Origin of the sequence: Caballeronia sp. PC1, assembly GCF_021353155.1 — a bacterium.
Taxonomy (GTDB): Bacteria; Pseudomonadota; Gammaproteobacteria; order Burkholderiales; family Burkholderiaceae; genus Caballeronia; species Caballeronia cordobensis.
In genome coordinates, this window is the sequence record NZ_JAJUBH010000001.1 from 1,973,308 (window position 1) to 1,991,864 (window position 18,557).

The window sequence follows — 18,557 nt, forward strand, 5'->3', positions numbered from 1 at the left end:
AAACATAGACGGTAAAAAAGTATGGATTTCATCGACGAAGTTAGAGCCCTGGCAGCACGTGTCGTCGCAGCAAAGGACATGGTACAGACGGAAGAGGCGACCAAGAATGCAATGGTAATGCCATTCATTCACCTGCTGGGTTACAACGTTTTCGATCCACTCGAAGTTACGCCCGAGCTGATCGCTGACGTCGGCACGAAGAAAGGCGAAAAAGTCGACTACGCGATTCTGAAAAATGGCGAGCCAATCATGCTGTTCGAGTGCAAGAAGTGCGGCGGGGATCTGAGCATCAACCACGCTAGCCAACTCTTTCGCTATTTCCACGTCACGGAAGCGAGATTTGGCGTGTTGACGAATGGCCTTGTTTATCGGTTTTTCACTGATCTTGAACAACCAAACAAGATGGACGAGAAGCCTTTCTTCGAATTCAACTTCGCTGATTTTCGCGAACAAGATGTCGAGGAACTGAAAAAATTTGCCAAGATAGCTTTTGATCTTGAAAACATACTCACGACGGCAAATCATCTGAAATACACACGCGCCATCAAGAACACGTTGAACGAGTGGATGGCCGAGCCGCCTGAGGAATTCGTGCGTCTCGTGTCGGCGGAATTTCTAGCTGGCAAACATTTCAAGAACGCGGTGAAGGATCAATTCACTCAGATCACGAAGCACGCATTCCAGCAATTGGTGGCTGACAAGATAAACGAGCGACTGAAGGGCGCGATGACCCCTGAGCCCACACTGCTCGCGTCGGTTCCTCATGCCGAGTCTGATGACGCGTCTGCCGAGACGACAGAGCCGACACGGATCGAGGTCGAGGCATATCAGATTGTGCGCGCGATCTTGCGCCCCGCCGTACATGCTGACAGAGTAGCCATACGCGGTGCGGCCAGCTACTGTGCCGTCTTGTTCGATGACAACAATCGTAAGCCGATCTGCAGATTGCGGTTTAATAACGAGAACCGCCTCGTCATCGGCGTCTTCGATGAAAAGAAAGAGGAAGACCGCGTACCTCTGCAAAGCCTGGATGACATCTTTGATCTCGCAGACAGGCTGAAAGCATGCGTCTCGTGGTACACGCGCGACGAAGAAATGGCGGCCGCTTCCTAACCAAACGGACGTGCTGCATTCTTTTGATGCGGTAAGGGCGCGCCGGGCATTCCTTGCCGCGTCCGGTGCGCGCTTCGAACAGACAGGCAAAGAGGCAGACGCGAATCCCAAAGCCCTCTTGTTGCTCGAAGCTTGCTACGTGATAACCCTTACTCCCCGCGCTGCCGCCGCAACTCTTTCTCCACCGCCTCGCGCACCCATTCGCTCATGCGCCCTTCGAGCGCCATCGCGACTTCACGCGTGATCGCGGAAACAAGTTGCGACGAATGCTCGCGCAGCACTTCGCGGCAGCGCTCTTCGATCAGCGCGCGCGCTTCGCCCGTCAGGAAATTCGTGAAACGGCCGCGCAGCCGGTCGGCGATCTGCTCGGCATCGTATTCGATCGCGGCTTCGTCGACGGACGGCGCGCGCGCATATTCCGGCTTGCCGGGCACGACGACATCGGTCAGAACGGGAATGGATGGATCGAAGGAATCGGGCTTGTCGGTCATCTTGGGTGGTCTCTACTTTTATTGAAAGCGTAGCGCCTGGAGCACACACGCTCTGTTCGCTCAACCGCCCTGATTGTGCGTTTCGATGGCGTAGCCGCGATCGCGATAGAAGCGATAGCGCTCGCGGCCCGCGGCGAGATCGTCGCCATCGCTGCCGACGATCTCAACCAGACGCTCGAAGCGCGCGAACTGCGCGGACACCGGCGCACCGAGATTCACGAGCACGTGATGATGCGGCGCTTCGTCGAGATTCGACGTGAGCACCACCGGCGTATCCTCCGCGAGCGGGCTCTTCGCCATGCAGTGCGGCACGAATTCGAGCGGCTGGAAGGTCCACAACTGCTCGTCGAACGCGGCGAGGCGCTGCGGTTCGGCGAGCACGACGAGCGGCTTGCCACTCAGATACGCCTTGCGCGCGAGGCGGCAGGCGTACGCGAGCGGATCGCCTACGTTAGTGTGAAAGTCGATACGGGTCATGCCGCTCTTATGCGCCGGCGCGATCGATCAGGAACTGCGACAGCAAGGGCACGGGACGGCCCGTCGCGCCCTTCGCCGCGCCGCTCTTCCACGCGGTTCCGGCGATATCGAGATGCGCCCACGGATAGTTCGTCGCGAAGCGCGAGAGGAAGCACGCCGCCGTCACGCTGCCCGCCGGACGGCCGCCGATGTTCGCGACATCCGCGAAATTCGACTTGAGCTGGTCCTGATACTCGTCGTCGAGCGGCAGGCGCCAGGCCGGATCGACCGCCTCGCGCGATGCGTCGAGCAACTCGCCCGCAAGCGCGTCGTCCTTCGAGAAGAGGCCCGTGTTGTGATGGCCGAGCGCGATGATGCACGCGCCCGTCAACGTCGCGATATCGACCACGGCGGCGGGCTTGAAGCGCTCCGCGTAGGTCAGGGCGTCGCACAGGATGAGGCGGCCTTCCGCGTCCGTGTTCAGCACTTCGATGGTCGTGCCGTTCATCGACGTGATGATGTCGCCCGGCTTCACCGCGTTGCCCGCGGGCATGTTCTCGCACGTGGGAATGACGCCGATGACGTTGAGCTTGAGGCCCATTTCGGCCACCGCGCGCATCGTGCCGAAGACCGAGCCCGCGCCGCACATGTCATATTTCATCTCGTCCATCGCCTCGCCCGGCTTGATCGAGATGCCGCCCGAATCGAAGGTGATGCCCTTGCCCACCAGCACGATCGGCGCGTTCTTGCTCTTGGCCTTGCCCGATTCGGCGCCCGCGCCCTGATACTGCATGACGATGAATTGCGGCGGCTCGACCGAGCCCTTCGCGACCGACAGGAACGAGCCCATGCCGAGCGCTTCGATCTGCTTCTGGCCGAGCACCTCGACTTTCAGCTTCCAGTCGCGGCCGAGCTTCTTCGCGGTCTGGCCGAGATAGGTCGGCGTGCAGACGTTCGGCGGCAGGTTGCCGAGATCGCGCGTGAGATCCATGCCGTTCGCAATCGCGACGCCCTGCTTCAGCGCGGTTTTCGCGGCTTTCTCGTCGGCGGAATCGATGCTGAACACGATCTTCTTCAGCGAGCGAGCGCCGTTGTCGGGCTTGCTCTTCATCTGCGTGAACTTGTAGGTCAGCTCGCGCAGCGCGAGGATCGCGGCGCGCACGGCCCAGTCGCCGGTGCGCTCCTGAATGGGCAGTTGCGCAAGCGTGAACGTGGCCTGGCCGATCTTCGAGCCGAGCACCACGCGCCATGCGGCGCGCACGGCTTCGCCATAGGCTTTCTGATTGAAGGCGTCCTGTTTGCCGAGGCCGACGAGCAGAACACGCGATGCGCCGATGCCGGTGACTTCCGGAACCATGAGCGTCGTGCCCGCGCGGCCGCTCATGTCGCCGGCTTTCACAACGCGCGAGATCAGGCCCTTGGTAGCGACATCCATGTCGCGCGCCGCGCCCGTGAGCGTCTGCGCTTCGAAGATGCCGAGCACGATGACATCCGACTTTCCGGTAAGGAAACCATTTGCCTCGCCTTTGCTCCAATCACAGGCTTTTATGCTAAAGTCCATCGCGCTTATCCTCGGATAAAATCTTGGCTGAAGGATGAAAGCCGCAATTATCCGCTATTTTTTCCGCGGCGGTCACAGGCGCGAAACGAGGATGAGCTGACGCCTTCCCGTTTGCCAGAGGTGCGCGCAAGATTTCCGCATCCCCCGCCGGCTCAAAGCTAACCAAATGATCTTCGAACGCTCCCTGCAGCGCGAACTCGCGTATACGGCCGGCGCCGTATTCATGGTGCTGCTCACGATCATGCTCACGACGATGATGATCCGCATCGTCGGCTTCGCGGCGCAAGGTCAGATCGACCCGAAAGACGTCGTCGTGCTGATCGGTCTCACCGTCATCGGCTATCTCGCGGTCATGCTGATCGTGACGCTCTTCGTCTCCATTCTCTTCGTGCTCACGCGCTGGTATCGCGACTCGGAGATGGTCGTCTGGCTGGCCTCGGGCGTGAGCCAGACGCAACTCATCAAGCCGGTCGCGGTGTTCGCCACGCCGATCATCATTCTCATCATCTTTTTTGCGTTCGTCGGCTGGCCGTGGTCGAACCAGCAAAGCAAGCTGATCAAGGCGCGCTTTCAGCAGCGCGATGAAGTGTCGCTGCTCGCGCCCGGACAGTTCCGCGAGTCGCCGTCGAGCCATCGCGTGTTCTTCATCGAGAAGATGTCGCCGGATCAAAGCGCGGTGCAGAACGTGTTCGTGACGAGCACGGAAGGCGGCAAGGTGAGCGTGATCGTCTCGCAGACCGGCCACACGGAAACGCGCGAGGACGGCGACCGTTTCATCGTGCTCGACAACGGCCGCCGCTATGACGGCGAACCCGGCCAGCCGAACTTCCGCATCATGGAGTTCGAGCGCTATGGTGTGAAGATTTTGAATCATCAGGTGGTCAACACGCCCACTACCACGGGCATTTCCACGCCGGATCTGCTCGCCGATCCGACTCAGCAAAATCTCGCGGAATTCGCGTGGCGCGCGGGTCTGCCGCTCATCGCAATCAATCTGATGCTGCTCGCCATTCCGCTTTCGTATCAGAACCCGCGCCGCAGCCGCACCATCAATCTCGTGATGGCCGTGCTGATTTATCTCACCTATTCGAACCTGCTGAACGTGGTGCAGTCGTGGATCGAACAGGGCAAGCTGTCGTTCGGCGTGGGGCTCGTCGGGCTGCATGTCATCGTGGGCGCGCTCGTCGCATTCATCTTCTGGCTGCGCGTGCGCAACCGGCCGCTTTTCAAGCTCTCGTCGCTGACGGGTTCGAAGGGGGCCTGACGCAATGCGCATCTACGAACGATATTTCGCGCGCCAGATTTATCTCGCGTTCATCTTTATTTTGTTCGCGTTTTCGGGCCTGTTCTTTTTCTTCGACCTGATCAACGAACTGAACACGGTCGGGCACGGCAACTACAAATTCACGCTCGCGATCTTGCGGGTCGGCTTGCAGACGCCTTCGCGCTTCTACGAAATCATTCCGGTCGCCGCGCTCATTTCCGCCATCTACGTTTTCGCGCAGATGGCCGCGGCGTCGGAATTCACGATCTTCCGCGTGTCGGGGCTTTCGACCGGCGCTGCGCTGCGCTCGCTGCTGAAGATCGGCGTTCCGCTCGTGCTGATTACGTACCTCATCGGCGAGGTGGTCGGGCCTTACACGGATCAGTTGTCCGAACGCGTGCGGCTGGAAGCGCTGGGGTCGTCGGTGTCGTCGAACTTTCAGTCCGGCGTGTGGGTGAAGGACACGTTGACGGCAAAGGAAAACGGCGAGCAGGTCACGCGCTTCGTCAACGTGGGGACGCTCAATCCGGACACGACGATCGCCAACGTGCGCATCTACGAATTCGATTCGAAATTCCGCCTGACCAACGTGCGCATCGCGAAGAGCGGCGTGTATGAGCCGCCGGGCCACTGGAAGCTCACGGGCGTCACCGACACGCAACTGAGGGACGCGCCGCCGCAAGCCGTGAATCCGGGCGATACGCTGAACCCGGTGTATCGCGCGACGCAGACGACGCTGCCCGAATATTCGTTGCGTTCGGAACTGACGCCGCAGATTCTCTCGGTGCTGCTGGTTTCGCCGGATCGCATGTCGATGTTCAATCTGTTCCGCTATATCCAGCATCTGACGGAAAATCATCAGGACACGCAGCGTTATCAGATCGCGTTCTGGCGCAAGATTCTGTATCCGTTCGCGGTCTTCGTGATGCTGATTCTGTCGTTGCCGTTCGCGTATCTGCATACGCGCGCGGGCGTGGTCGGCGTGAAGGTGTTCGGCGGCATCATGATCGGCATGAGCTTCCAGTTGTTCAACACGCTGTTCTCGCACATCGGCAACCTGAATACGTGGCCCGCGCCGATCACGGCGGCAGCGCCCGCCCTCGCCTATCTGGCGATCGGGCTGATCGGGCTGAAGTGGGTGGAGCGGCACTGACGTTTCTTCCGGGGAGCGCGCGATGGGTAAGCACGGCATCATCCTGTTCGGCCACGGTGCGCGCGATCCGCGGTGGAAAGAGCCGTTCGAGCGGCTGGCGGCGAAACTGCGCGCTTCGCGCGGCGATCGGCCTGTGGCGCTGGCGTTTCTCGAACTGATGTCGCCGGATCTGCCTTCGGCGGTGGCTTCGCTCGCCGGCGACGGTTGCGATGCGGTTACGGTCGTGCCGGTGTTTTTCGGGCAAGGCGGACACGTGCGGCGGGATCTGCCGGAAATCGTCGAGACGTGTCGAGAAGCGCATCCGGGCGTCGCGATTCATTGCGCGACGGCCGTTGGGGAAGACGATGCGGTGCTGCAGGCGGTAGCGGAGTATTGTTTGCGGCAGACCGACCACGGCGCTTAGGCCATTCGGCTGAATGTCGCGTCCACGAATCGCATCCTATAATGGCTATACAAGTGCGTATAGCCACAGGGGCAGCGATGAATCTACTTATCTCGAAATGGGGCAATAGCCTCGCCGTTCGTATTCCCGCCGATCTGCTTCGGCACACCGGTCTATCCGAAGGCGATCAGGTCCAAGTGAGCTTGACCGTTGACGGAGGGATTTCGCTTCGCCCAGCGAAGTGGGACCGTCTCGCATTCGCAAAGGAACTCGCCAAGACGCGGGACGCGATGCCCATGACCGAATCGGTCATGGATGAGCTACGCGGCGGCGCACGTTACTGATGGTGTACGTGGACACGAGCGTGCTCGTCGCGCTTTGCGTGCGAGAACCGAAGAGCGAGGCGTCCGCGAATTGGTACGCGTCCTGCCATGACGAACTGATTTCCGGCGTCTGGTGCGTGACGGAGTTCGCGAGCGCGTTGGCCCTCAAGCAAAGAACCGGACAGATTTCCGACGAGCAATCGGCGTCGGCGTGGCGAGACTTCGAGCGCCTGTGCGCGACCGATCTTCAACTTACGCCGATCGAACCGCCGGTATTTCACCGAGCAGCGGTGCTGTCGCTCGACGCGTCGATTGCCTTGCGTGCCGGAGACGCCCTGCATCTCGCAACGGCCCTCGACTGCAAGGCTCACGCGATGGCGACGCTGGATGCTGCGCTCGCGCGCGCTGCAAAAGTAAAAGACATCGATTCGGTGGACATCTAGATCACGCGGCTCGCAAAACAAAAAGCGCACCGTCCCCGGTGCGCTTCGTCTTTCCATCCCGCCAAACCCAACGCATCAAGCCGCCGCCTGCATCCCCTTCAGATGCACCTTCGGCTTCGCCGAAGCAGCCCGCTCGCGAAACGCTTCTCCAATCATCAGCAAACTCGGTTGCGACGGGTCCAGCCATGCCTGCGCCTCGCCCAGCGCCATGCGCGCGAGCGTCAACGTCAGCGTGCGCTCCCGCGGCGTGCTGCACGCCTCGACGATCGCCACCGGCGTCGAACCTGGACGGCCCGCGTCGATCAATTGCTGCGCGATATCCGGCGCGCTGTCGCGGCCCATGTAGAACACGAGCGAATCCGCCTTCGCCTGCTCGCGGATATCGTCGCTGTCGGCAGCGCGCGAATGCGTCGCGAGCGCCACGCTGCGCGACACGCCGCGCAAGGTCAGCGAGCGCTTGAGCGTCGCGGCACTGGCCAACGCCGCAGTGATTCCCGGCACCACCTCGTACTCGATGCCCGCCGCTTCCAGCGCGCGCATTTCCTCGTCGGCGCGGCCGAAGAGCATCGGATCGCCGCCCTTCAGACGCACGACGACACCATGCTCCAGCGCCGCATCCACGATCTGCTTGTTGATGAAATGCTGGGCCGTCGAGCGCTGTCCGCAACGCTTGCCGACCGCGATCTTCTTCGCGTTCGGCGCATAGTCGAGCATGGCCGGTTCGATCAGCGCATCGTGCAGGACGACGTCGGCCTGTTCGAGCAGCCGCATGCCGCGCACGGTGATGAGATCCGCCGCGCCCGGCCCCGCTCCGATGAGATAGACCTTGCCCATAAGCGTATTTGTCGATTAAGCCGCGATGGAACGAATCATACCGGCCGCGACCGTGTGATGCGTCGCTTCGTCGATCAGCACGAACGCGCCGGTGCCCTGATGCGTATCGTACTCGTCCGCGACGATCGGCTTCTGCAGCGTGAGCGCCACGCGGCCGATATCGTTCATCTCGAGCGTGCTGCGATCGACCGAATGCGACAGGGTGTGCACGTCCAGCACCTGCTTCACCGCGCCGATGCGCGCGAACACCGTGCTCGTCGTCTGTTTCAGCAGATACTTGCGCTGCGGCGAGAGCGGCTCTTCGTCGAACCAGCAGAGGTCGGCTTCCAGCTTCTTCGCCGGCTCGACCTTCTGCGTGGCCGGGACGAAGGTATCGCCGCGCGAGACATCGACGTCTTCGGTCAGGCGAATCGTCACGGTCTGGCCCGCGAACGCGCGATCCACCGGCGCCACGCCGCCCGGCACCGGCGCGATGATCTCGGCGACCGTCGCTTCGCGGCCCGCCGGCAGCACGGTCAGCGCATCGCCGACGCGCACTTCGCCCGCCTCGACACGGCCCATGTAGCCGCGGAAATCGTCGGCCTGCGAGCCGTCCTGACGCGCGACCCATTGCACCGGGAAACGCAGCGCCTGATCGTTCGGCTGCGCGACCGGCAGCGACTCCAGCAGATCGAGCAGCGGCTCGCCCGCGTACCACGGCATGCGCTCGCTCGCCGTCACGATATTGTCGCCCTTCAGCGCCGACACCGGCACGAAACGCACGTTCGACAAGCCGAGCTGACGCGCCAGCGTGACATACGAATCGCGAATCTCGTTGAAGCGCGCCTCGCTGTACTCGGCCAGATCCATCTTGTTGATCGCGACGATCACATGCTGCAAACCGAGCAGCTTGACGATCGCGCTGTGGCGCTTGGTCTGCGGCAGCAGTTGCGCGACGCCGTCTTCGAACGTGACGCGCGTCGCGTCGACGAGAATGATCGCCGCGTGCGCCGTCGATGCGCCCGTCACCATGTTGCGCGTGTACTGCTCGTGGCCCGGCGTGTCGGCGATGATGAACTTGCGCTTGGCCGTGGCGAAATAGCGATACGCGACGTCGATCGTGATGCCCTGCTCGCGTTCGGCTTCGAGGCCGTCGGTGAGCAGCGAGAGGTCGATTTCATCGCCGACGGTGCGCTTGTTCTTCGCACGCGAAATGGCGGACAACTGATCCGACAGCACAGCCTTGCTGTCGTACAGCAGCCGGCCGATCAGCGTGCTCTTGCCGTCGTCGACGGAACCCGCGGTGATGAAGCGCAACACGCCCAGATCTTCAGCTTGATAGATGCTCATGATTCGTTTCTTCCTGTGGCGTGTCGCTTAGAAATAACCTTGCTTCTTGCGCTGTTCCATCGCGGCTTCGGAGGCCTGATCGTCCATGCGCGTCGCGCCGCGTTCCGTGATTTCCGTCACGGCCGTTTCCGCGATGATCTTCTCGACGTCATCGGCATCGCTCGCGACCGGGCACGTGCAGCTGATATCGCCGACCGTGCGGAAGCGCACCTGCGCGATCTCGGCGGTCTCGCCTTCGCGCACCGGCGTGAGCGGCGTCACCGGCACGAGCAGACCGTTGCGGCGCACGATTTCGCGGTCATGCGCGTAATAGATGTTCGGCAATTCGAGCTTCTCGCGCGCGATGTACTGCCACACGTCGAGTTCGGTCCAGTTCGAGATCGGGAATACGCGCAGATGCTCGCCGTTGTGCAAGCGCGCGTTGTAGATGCTCCACAGTTCCGGGCGCTGCGCCTTCGGGTCCCACTGGCCGAATTCGTCGCGGAACGAGAAGATGCGCTCTTTCGCGCGGGCCTTTTCTTCGTCGCGACGCGCGCCGCCGATCATCGCCGTGTAGCCGTATTCCTCGATGGTTTCGAGCAGCGTCACCGCTTGCGCGGCGTTGCGCGAATCCGTTTCGCGGCGCAGGCGCACGGTGCCCTTTTTGATCGAATCCTCGACGTGGCCGACCACGAGTTCCGCGCCGATTTCCGCCGCGCGGCGGTCGCGGAAGTCGATCACTTCCTGGAAGTTGTGGCCCGTGTCGATATGCACGAGCGGAAACGGCAGCGTCGTCTTGCGGTTGCCGCCGAGGCCGAACGCCTTCAGCGCGAGCGCGAGCACGACCACCGAATCCTTGCCGCCCGAGAACAACAGCGCAGGCTTGCTGCATTCCGCGACGAGTTCGCGAATGATGTGAATCGACTCGGCTTCGAGCCAATCCAGGTGATCCATCCGATTCGCCTTGTTGACGATCGGTGCGGTGACGGTAGAGTCGAGCGTCGTGCTCATGTTCGTCGATCCTTTTTTATGCAGCGCCATGGTTCACCTTGACGATGCGTTCAATGACAGGGTTTGATGCGGCGTCTTGTGCGCCTGTTAGATCGCGGAGCTTGGTGCTTCTTCGACGATCTTGATGTTCGTGATGTGCAGGCCGCATTCCTTCGTATCGCGCGACTCCCACCACCAGCGTCCGGCCCGGCTGTCCTCGCCGGGACGCACCGCGCGCGTACACGGCTCGCAACCGATGCTCGGATAACCGCGCGCATGCAGCGGATTCACCGGCACGTCGAGCGCCTTCAGGTAATCCCACACGTCCGTCTCGGTCCAGTCCGCGAGCGGATTGAACTTCGCGATGTTGCGCGCGTCGTCGCGCTCTTCCTCGTGCAGCTCGGCGCGCGTCACCGATTGCTCGCGACGCTGGCCCGTGACCCACGCGGACACATCCGAAAGCGCGCGATTGAGCGGCTCGACCTTGCGGATATGGCAGCAACTCTTGCGCAAATCAATGCTTTCGTAGAACGCGTTCAGGCCGTGATCGCGCACGTAGGCATCGACCGCATCCTGTTGCGGATGAAACTGCTCGATGTCGTAGCCGTAACGCTGCTTCACGATGTCGAGCATGCCGAGTGTTTCCGCGTGCAGACGGCCCGTGTTCAACGAGAAAATACCGATCGCAACGCCGCGCGAAAGAATGGCGTGCGTGAGCACCATGTCTTCGGCGGCGAGGCTGCTGGCTAGCTTGACGTTCTGGTGGCGCGCCGCGATCGAATCGAGCAGCGCGTCCAGGCGTTCAACCTTGGCTTGCAATTCAGGCGTCATACATCAGGCTCCGAGAGCGGCGACGAGCGCGGCGCGACGGCGGAACAGCGGCTCCGGATTGTCGGTCGCGCCCTGATACAGATTGGTGAACTCGGTGAACGCGTTAAGCGCGTCGTTGATGTCCTTGTCGGCGCGCACGGCGAATGCGTCGAAACCGCAGCGCGCGTGGAACGCGACCTGATCGCGCAGCACATCGCCGATGGCGCGCAATTCGCCCGCCCACTGATAACGCTCGCGCAACAGACGGCCGATCGAAAAGCCGCGGCCATCGCGAAACACCGGGAAATCGACGGCGATCACGGAGAGCGAATCGAAGTCCGGCACGAGGTCGGCGGGTTCGTCGTCGGGCGCGAGCCACACGCCGATCTCGTCCTTCGCACGCGATGCAACGATCGCTGCCTTGTGTTCCTTCCACAGCGCGAACGGCACGATGATCTTGCCGGACGGAAGCGCATCGACGGCCGGCAGTGCGCCGTCTTCGGCTGCACGCACCACGGTGAAACTGTCTTCTACAATCGCGCGATTCTTGATAATCAACGTCATCTGAAATCCTTTAAGCGTGTGCCTGGCGCGATGCGTACACGCGCTCCTTGAACGGCGCGATGCCGATGCGGTTAAACGTCTCGATGAAGCGCTCGTCTTCGACACGGTTATCGACGAAGGTATCGATCACTTGCGAGATCACATCCGGCATTTCTTCCGCCGAGAACGACGGGCCGATCACCTTGCCGAGATGCGCGCCGGTCGCGCCGGAGCTTTGCTCGCCGCCGAGCGTCACCTGATACCACTCCGAGCCGTCCTTATCGACGCCCAGAATGCCGATGTTGCCCACATGGTGATGACCGCAGGCGTTGATGCAGCCCGAGATGTTCAGCGACAGGTCGCCCAGGTCGTGCACGTAGTCGAGATCGTTGAAGCGGTCCTGAATGGCGAGCGCGATCGGAATCGACTTCGCATTCGCGAGCGAGCAGAAATCGCCGCCCGGGCACGCGATGATGTCCGTCAGCAAGCCGATGTTCGCCGTCGCGAAACCCAGCGCCTTTGCGCGCTCCCACACCGTGTACAGGTCGTGCTTCTTCACGTTCGCGAGAATCAGGTTCTGCTCGTGCGACACGCGGATTTCGCCGAACGAGAACTCGTCGGCCAGCGCGGCGACGTCGTCCATCTGCTTGTCGGTGGCGTCGCCCGGCGCGATCTCGCGCGGCTTGAGCGACAGCGTCACCGACGCGTAGCCCGCCACCTTGTGCGGACGCACGTTGCGCTCGACCCAGCGCGCGAACGGCTTGCTGTCGATCAGATGCTTTTCATACGAGGCGTCGGTGTCCGCGAGCTTTTCGTAGGCGGGCGGCGCGAAGAACGTCGACACGCGATCGACTTCTTCCTGCGTGATCGTCGACGGGCCGTCCTTCAGATGCTGCCACTCTTCCTCGACCTGCTTGCTGAACTTTTCCGCCGACAACGCCTTCACCAGAATCTTGATGCGCGCCTTGTACATGTTGTCGCGGCGGCCGTAGCGGTTGTACACGCGCAGCACGGCTTCGCAATACGTAATCAGGTGCTGCCACGGCAGATCGCGCTTGATGATCGCGCCGACGATCGGCGTGCGGCCCAGACCGCCGCCCGCGAGAATGTCCATCACGACTTCGCCTTGCGCGTTCTTCTTCAGATACACGCCCATGTCGTGAATCTGCACGGCCGCGCGGTCTTCCGCCGAGCCGTTCACCGCGATCTTGAACTTGCGCGGCAGCCACGCGAATTCCGGATGGAACGTGGACCATTGACGCAGAATTTCCGCCCACGGACGCGGATCGACCACTTCATCCGGCGCGACGCCCGCGAACTGGTCCGCCGTGATGTTTCGAATGCAGTTGCCCGACGTCTGGATCGCGTGCATCTGGACGGACGCGAGCTTGCGCAGGATTTCCGGCGTTTCTTCGAGCTCGACCCAGTTGAACTGGATGTTGGTGCGCGTCGAGAAGTGGCCGTAGCCGCGATCGTGCTCGCGCGCGATGGTGGCCAGCATGCGGAGCTGGTCGCTGCGCAGGTTGCCGTACGGAATCGCGATGCGGTGCATGTACGCGTGGCGCTGATAGTACAGGCCGTTTTGCAGACGCAGCGGACGGAATTCTTCTTCGCTCAACTCGCCCGACAGACGGCGGCGGACCTGGTCGGCGTACTGCGCGACACGTTCGTCGACGATGCGTTGGTCGATCTGATCGTATTGGTACATTCGGGGGCCCCAAGTTCTTGTGTAAAGCGCGACGTCCTAGCTCGGTGTTCCAGACCCGTTGCGCGTCTCATCCATCGAATATCCATTGAGTGCCTGTCGCGCGAGCCGTTCAGACGGAACGCTCATTTGCTTATGACAGATAGAGATATGGATATTGGAAAAATTGGACTGATAGTAAAGAACCTGCTATATATTGCAAACGACTGAAAAATTACTTTGATATGCGGCTGAGTTATAAATGAATCTGCATCAGTTCCGCTTCGTGCGCGAGGCCGTCCGGCAGAACTTCAACCTGACGGAAGCCGCGAAAGCGCTGTATACATCGCAGCCCGGCGTCTCCAAGGCGATCATCGAGCTGGAAGACGAATTGGGCGTCGAGATCTTCACGCGGCACGGCAAGCGCGTGAGATCACTCACCGAGCCGGGGCGCATCATCCTCGCGTCGGTCGAGAAAATATTGCAGGAAGTCGAGAGCCTGAAGCGCGTCGGTAAAGATTACGCGGCGCAGGATCAGGGCAATCTCGTGATCGCCGCGACGCACACGCAGGCGCGCTACTCGCTGCCCGCCGCCATCGCCGAGTTCAAGAAGCGCTTTCCGAAGGTTCACCTGTCGATTCTGCAAGGCAGCCCGACGCAGGTCGCGGAAATGGTGATCCACGATCAGGCGGATATCGCCATCGCGACCGAGGCCATCGCCAACTATAAGGAACTGGTGTCGCTGCCCTGCTTCCAGTGGCAGCATCTCGCGGTCATGCTGCCGGATCATCCGCTCTTGGAGCGCAAGACGCTCACGCTCGACGATCTCGCGCAGTACCCGATCATCACCTACGAAGCCTCCTTTGCCGGGCGCACGAAAATTAATCAGGCGTTCCAGTTGCGCAATCTGACGCCGGACATCGTGCTCGAAGCCATCGACGCGGACGTGATCAAGACTTACGTCGAGCTCGGTCTGGGCATCGGAATCATGGCGGATATCGCGTTCAATCCGGAACGCGACAAGCACCTGCGCGCGATGCCGGTCGGGCATCTCTTCGGTACGAACGTGACGCGGCTCGCGCTGAAACAGGGCGCGTATCTGCGCAGCTATGTGTATACGCTCGTCGAACTGCTGTCGCCGTCGCTCAACCGCAAGCTGATCGAACAGGCGCTCTCCGGCGAGCACGAAAGCTACGAGCTTTAGAGAAACGGCGGCGCGCGCCGCCTCAAAAAAGAAGACCCTTCCCTTGGAGACCTTTCCGATGACGTTGTCGAAGTTCACGCGCCGGCTCGTGGCCGGCGTTGCCTTGTCCGTCTTGGCCGCCGCCGCGCAGGCGCAACTGAAAGTGGGCATCGATCTGTCGAGCACGGGGCCCGCCGCGGCGATCGGCATCACCAGCAAGAACGCGATGCTCATGTGGCCGAAGACCATCGCCGGACAGAACGCGGAGTACATCATCCTCGACGACGGCTCGGACCCGGGCGCGGCGGTGCGCAATATCCGCAAGCTCATCAGCGAGGATCATGTCGATGTGATCGTCGGGCCGAACATCACGCCGGCCGCGCTCGCGGCGCTCGATCCCGTCGCCGAATCCGAAACGCCGATGATCACGCTGATCGGCTCGGCGTCGGTCGTGGAGCCGCAGGAAGGCAAGAAGGTGTGGGCGTTCAAGATGGCGCAGACCGACCGCGCGATGGCCGACGTGATGACGCGTTACATGGCGAATCACGGCGTGAAGACGGTGGGTTTCATCGGCTTCGCGGACAGCTACGGCGATAGCTGGCTCAACGAGTTCACCAAGTTCGCGGATCTGCGGCATATCAGGATCGTGGCGAGCGAGCGCTTCAACCGGACCGATGCCAGCGTCACCGGCCAGATTCTCAAGCTGATGGCGGCAAAGCCGGACGCGGTCCTGATCGCGGGCGCGGGCACGCCGACGGTGCTGCCGCAGCGCACGCTCGTCGAGCGCGGTTACAAGGGCGCGATCTATCAGACGCACGGCATCGCGACGCCGGAGTTCATCAAGCTCGGCGGCAAGGACGTGGAAGGCACGCTCTTCCCGACGCAGCCGGTCGTCGTGGCGCGTACGCTGCCGGCGGATCATCCGTCGAAGAAAGCGGCGCTCGCGTTCGTCAGCGCCTACGAGGACAAGTACGGCAAGGGCAGCGTGACGCAGTTCGCGGGCGATGCGGCCGGCGTGTATCCGCGCTTGCAGGATGCCGTGGCCCGCGCGCTGAAGGCCGGCAAGCCCGGCACGAAGGAATTCCGCGTGGCGCTTCGCACGGAACTGGAGCGCGCGCATGAACTCGTCGTGCCGAACGGCGTGGTGAACACGAGCGCGACTGATCACGTGGGTCTGGATCAGCGCGCGAGCGTGATGGGCGTGATCAAGAACGGGCAATTTACGTATCTCGCCCAGTAATTTCCGAGTTTGTGAAACGGTGCCGCCGCCGCTTGCCGGCGACGGCGTTTTCGGTCATAATCGCCGACTCGATTGGTTCGTTACTGATTTTCCATGCGAACCATTCAGGCCCAGGTGGTGAAATTGGTAGACGCAGGGGACTCAAAATCCCCCGCCGCAAGGCGTGCCGGTTCGATTCCGGCCCTGGGCACCACGATTTCCGAGAAAGCCGCTCCGTTGTGAGCGGCTTTTTTACGTTTGGGCGGGCGGTTTCTGGCTGGGTTCTGAAGGGTCGTGCGTGGTGCGTTCAATCGGGGCCGGGGTGATGGTCGGATTCGTCGGGAATCAGCTTCAGAGTGAGCTGTCCCAGCCACTTCCCTACGACCGGCGCGCCATACCATGCAAACGCGGACGCGAGCACGACGGGCCAATACTCTCTAAAAAATCCCAATACGAAGTTCAACATTTCTCCACCCAGGCCTTCCATTCATTCAAGGCAATCGTTAATACGTAGTACACCAAAGAATCCCGCAGCGGATGCATCGGCAGAAGACCCCTGACTTCGTCACTAAACGAAGCGACGAGCAAGTATAGCCACAGAAGCAAGCCAATCAGAGAGGCGAAGATTCCCATATTCGCGATAAGCGCCACGAGTTTGATTCGACGCCCTGTCGCCCAGCGAGAGAAGCCGCTTCGAAACTGATTCGGCAGTAAGGTCAGCGCCATGTTGAGGCTGACGCTCGAGGCGACCAGCGAGATCGGGAAGAAATCGTCCCTTCCGGGCTGTTTCAGCGCCACGCGCAAGATATATTCGATCGCGCCCATGAAAAGCGGCAGTCCGACGATCAACTGCCGCGCGGTCGTATCGAAGCCCTTCGATTGCATTGTCATCATCCTTTCGTACCCGATGGCTGAATGTCGCCGATGATGCGGCGCGCAGAAAGTCGTCCGAATGGCCAACCGCTTTCGCCTTCGGAATGTGCGCCATCGCGTATACGCGCGTCACCGCTCGCGCAAGAATCGGCCACCATCGGCATTCGAAATCCCGGCGCGCGGAGCCTCACGGGGATGCTCGCGCGCGCAGCGCCCGCATTTCGGGTTGCTTAGGACTTGCGATGCCGTGCGCCGCTCACGCGATGCGTCGAGCCATAACTCCAAAAAGGTGCGACATGAATCGACCTGAATACTCGCTGTCGCTCGACTCGGTGATCTGCCGCCGCTGCAGCACCGTTTCCGCGGCGGAGGAACTCACCTGCCCGGCGTGCGGCGCCGACCGTCAGGGCGCGATTTTCACGAGTCATGCCGATACCGCCGCCGCGCGCCTTCCCGCGCCGCTCGATATCGTGGATCTGAGCGACAGCGGCTGGCTGCAACGCCTCGTGCGCCGCAAGATGCTGACGTCGTATCCGAACTTCGTCGAGCCCGGCGATCTGCCGGACGGCGAGCCGCGCAAGCCCGCGCGCACCGGCATCGCGATGCTGGTCGGCAGCGTGGTCGCGAGCATCGCGGCGGGCGGCTATTTCTATCTGACGCTCGACGACAACGTCGCGCCGGCGACCCCAGAGACCGGCATCAGCGCGGCGGGTTCGGTGCATGACGGCGCATCCGTCGCGCCCGCCGCCGAGAGGACGCGCCCTGCCGCTTTGACGCGGTCCCGTGACGACGCGCCCGCCCCGGCCAACGTGGCGAAGGCGAACGACGCTTCTGAAGCAAAGACATCCGCGGCGCACGATGCGCCGGTCGCAGCGCATTCGACGACTCAAGCCGCGCCGCTTCAGCCGCGCGTCGACACTCCGGTCGCCACGGCGAAGGCGCCTGCACACGATATCGCGCCGCCAGTGACGATCGTCGCGACGAAGCCCGCGCCAGTTCCGACGACGAGCGTGGCCGCTTCGACGGGCGCTTCCGACGCCGCTGCTACGCCGTCGATCAAACCGCCTGCGCCGACCATCGCAGTGGCACAGAAACCGGAACCGCGCGAGACCGCCGCGCTTGCGCAAACGCCCGCCGTCGCACCGGCACAAAAGCCGGCGTCGCTCGAAAGCGCGAAACTGCCGACGCCCGCACCCGCCATCGCGTCCACACAAAAGCCGACGACGCCGGCAGCGGTCCAAAGCACAGTGCTCGCGACAGCAAAACCTTCGGCGCCCGCACCGGCACAAAAGGCGGAAGCGCCGGCAAAACCGGTCACGCAGCCGACCGCAACCGCGTCCCAACCAACGAGCGTCAAAAACAATCCGACCGTGGCCGCACTCGACAAGCCCGCCGCGCCCGTCACGGAGCCGCTTCCCGCGGCAGTCGCGCACAGCATCGCGGCGGTCCAGCAAGCGCTGACCAACCGCGATCTCACCGCCGCGCGCCGTCACATGCGTGGCCTCTACGCGAGCCTGCCACGGAGTCCGGAAATCCAGCAGCTTGCGGCCGATGTGTCGCGCCAGGAACGCGCGCGCGACAGCGCAATGGCCAGCGCCCGCTCATGCGCCGCGAATCAGGACCCGGCCTGCGCCCTGCGCCATGCGCGCCGCGCGGTATCGCTCGATCCGCGCAACGCGCAAACGCAGGCGACGCTGCGCCGCGCGCTCGCTGTGCAGAACGAATCGAATACCGAGTACTTCCGTCAGGCCAGCGCGATACCCACGCCGACCGTTCCGGCGATGACCTTCGACGGCCGCTGGAGCGCCGGCACGCGGCACGGCGCGGCCTCCGGCGAGAACGGCGCGCCTAACTTCACGGTGTTCGGCTGGGGCGTACCGACGGTCGCCAAGGGCCGCGGCGACGCGCACTGAAATGCGTCGGGAAA

The 18,557-nt window shown here is 62.4% G+C and carries 19 protein-coding genes and 1 tRNA gene; 10 read left to right on the forward strand and 10 right to left on the reverse strand.

Annotation, left to right across the window (positions count from 1 at the left end):
• The first annotated feature begins 21 nt into the window (after positions 1-21).
• On the forward strand, positions 22-1,113 hold the full coding sequence (locus LY284_RS09530; protein ID WP_014190660.1) for a type I restriction endonuclease: 1,092 nt from the start codon (positions 22-24) through the stop codon (positions 1,111-1,113).
• 149 nt (positions 1,114-1,262) lie between these two features.
• On the opposite strand, the gene LY284_RS09535 is transcribed toward LY284_RS09530, so the two are convergent.
• From LY284_RS09535 to LY284_RS09545, 3 genes are read right to left on the reverse strand one after another with little or no spacing between them, the layout of a single operon-like run.
• The gene (locus LY284_RS09535) at positions 1,263-1,604 is read right to left on the reverse strand and encodes a DUF2486 family protein (protein ID WP_014190659.1); all 342 of its coding nucleotides are present in this window, start codon (positions 1,602-1,604) and stop codon (positions 1,263-1,265) included.
• Positions 1,605-1,664: 60 nt separating this feature from the next.
• Positions 1,665-2,081, reverse strand: a complete 417-nt coding sequence (locus tag LY284_RS09540; RefSeq protein ID WP_014190658.1) for a DNA polymerase III subunit chi — start codon at positions 2,079-2,081, stop codon at positions 1,665-1,667.
• A gap of 7 nt (positions 2,082-2,088) precedes the next feature.
• Positions 2,089-3,621 (reverse strand): leucyl aminopeptidase, encoded by a 1,533-nt coding sequence (locus tag LY284_RS09545; protein WP_014190657.1) that lies wholly within the window; start codon positions 3,619-3,621, stop codon positions 2,089-2,091.
• A gap of 166 nt (positions 3,622-3,787) precedes the next feature.
• On the opposite strand from LY284_RS09545, the gene lptF reads away from it, so the two are divergent.
• The 5 genes from lptF to LY284_RS09570 all read left to right on the forward strand — a co-directional run bounded on the left by lptF (position 3,788) and on the right by LY284_RS09570 (position 7,186).
• Positions 3,788-4,885: an LPS export ABC transporter permease LptF gene (gene lptF, locus LY284_RS09550; protein WP_014190656.1), complete on the forward strand. Its 1,098-nt coding sequence runs from the start codon at positions 3,788-3,790 to the stop codon at positions 4,883-4,885.
• A gap of 4 nt (positions 4,886-4,889) precedes the next feature.
• Positions 4,890-6,038, forward strand: coding sequence for an LPS export ABC transporter permease LptG (lptG, locus tag LY284_RS09555; protein ID WP_014190655.1), 1,149 nt, complete (start codon positions 4,890-4,892; stop codon positions 6,036-6,038).
• Positions 6,039-6,060: 22 nt separating this feature from the next.
• Complete coding sequence (locus LY284_RS09560; protein ID WP_014190654.1) at positions 6,061-6,441, forward strand: sirohydrochlorin chelatase; 381 nt, start codon at positions 6,061-6,063, stop codon at positions 6,439-6,441.
• Between the two features lie 77 nt (positions 6,442-6,518).
• On the forward strand, positions 6,519-6,764 hold the full coding sequence (locus LY284_RS09565) for an AbrB/MazE/SpoVT family DNA-binding domain-containing protein (protein WP_041730945.1): 246 nt from the start codon (positions 6,519-6,521) through the stop codon (positions 6,762-6,764).
• Positions 6,764-7,186: a type II toxin-antitoxin system VapC family toxin gene (locus tag LY284_RS09570; RefSeq protein ID WP_041730175.1), complete on the forward strand. Its 423-nt coding sequence runs from the start codon at positions 6,764-6,766 to the stop codon at positions 7,184-7,186. Before LY284_RS09565 ends, LY284_RS09570 begins: the two co-directional genes overlap by 1 nt.
• A gap of 75 nt (positions 7,187-7,261) precedes the next feature.
• Here the strand turns inward: LY284_RS09570 and cobA are convergent, their stop codons facing one another.
• The 6 genes from cobA to LY284_RS09600 form a co-directional block, all read right to left on the reverse strand.
• Positions 7,262-8,020, reverse strand: coding sequence for a uroporphyrinogen-III C-methyltransferase (gene cobA, locus LY284_RS09575; protein WP_014190651.1), 759 nt, complete (start codon positions 8,018-8,020; stop codon positions 7,262-7,264).
• 15 nt (positions 8,021-8,035) lie between these two features.
• Positions 8,036-9,349: a sulfate adenylyltransferase subunit 1 gene (locus LY284_RS09580; RefSeq protein WP_041730173.1), complete on the reverse strand. Its 1,314-nt coding sequence runs from the start codon at positions 9,347-9,349 to the stop codon at positions 8,036-8,038.
• A 27-nt stretch (positions 9,350-9,376) separates the two neighbouring features.
• A complete protein-coding gene (gene cysD / locus LY284_RS09585) occupies positions 9,377-10,339 on the reverse strand; it encodes a sulfate adenylyltransferase subunit CysD (protein ID WP_014190649.1) in 963 nt (320 codons plus the stop codon).
• Between the two features lie 87 nt (positions 10,340-10,426).
• Positions 10,427-11,149 (reverse strand): phosphoadenylyl-sulfate reductase, encoded by a 723-nt coding sequence (locus tag LY284_RS09590; protein WP_014190648.1) that lies wholly within the window; start codon positions 11,147-11,149, stop codon positions 10,427-10,429.
• A 3-nt stretch (positions 11,150-11,152) separates the two neighbouring features.
• The gene (locus LY284_RS09595) at positions 11,153-11,692 is read right to left on the reverse strand and encodes a DUF934 domain-containing protein (protein ID WP_233385852.1); all 540 of its coding nucleotides are present in this window, start codon (positions 11,690-11,692) and stop codon (positions 11,153-11,155) included.
• 10 nt (positions 11,693-11,702) lie between these two features.
• Positions 11,703-13,379, reverse strand: a complete 1,677-nt coding sequence (locus tag LY284_RS09600; protein ID WP_014190646.1) for a nitrite/sulfite reductase — start codon at positions 13,377-13,379, stop codon at positions 11,703-11,705.
• A gap of 238 nt (positions 13,380-13,617) precedes the next feature.
• On the opposite strand from LY284_RS09600, the gene LY284_RS09605 reads away from it, so the two are divergent.
• The 3 genes from LY284_RS09605 (at position 13,618) to LY284_RS09615 (ending at position 15,971) form a co-directional block, all read left to right on the forward strand.
• On the forward strand, positions 13,618-14,559 hold the full coding sequence (locus LY284_RS09605; RefSeq protein WP_014190645.1) for a CysB family HTH-type transcriptional regulator: 942 nt from the start codon (positions 13,618-13,620) through the stop codon (positions 14,557-14,559).
• Positions 14,560-14,617: 58 nt separating this feature from the next.
• Complete coding sequence (locus LY284_RS09610) at positions 14,618-15,778, forward strand: ABC transporter substrate-binding protein (RefSeq protein ID WP_014190644.1); 1,161 nt, start codon at positions 14,618-14,620, stop codon at positions 15,776-15,778.
• Between the two features lie 108 nt (positions 15,779-15,886).
• Positions 15,887-15,971 (forward strand) — tRNA-Leu (locus LY284_RS09615).
• Positions 15,972-16,216: 245 nt separating this feature from the next.
• Here LY284_RS09615 and LY284_RS09620 read toward each other — a convergent pair.
• Positions 16,217-16,642: a hypothetical protein gene (locus LY284_RS09620; RefSeq protein WP_144403871.1), complete on the reverse strand. Its 426-nt coding sequence runs from the start codon at positions 16,640-16,642 to the stop codon at positions 16,217-16,219.
• A gap of 284 nt (positions 16,643-16,926) precedes the next feature.
• On the opposite strand from LY284_RS09620, the gene LY284_RS09625 reads away from it, so the two are divergent.
• Entirely contained in the window at positions 16,927-18,543 is a 1,617-nt protein-coding gene (locus LY284_RS09625; protein ID WP_233385858.1) for a hypothetical protein, read from the forward strand.
• Positions 18,544-18,557 lie beyond the last annotated feature (14 nt).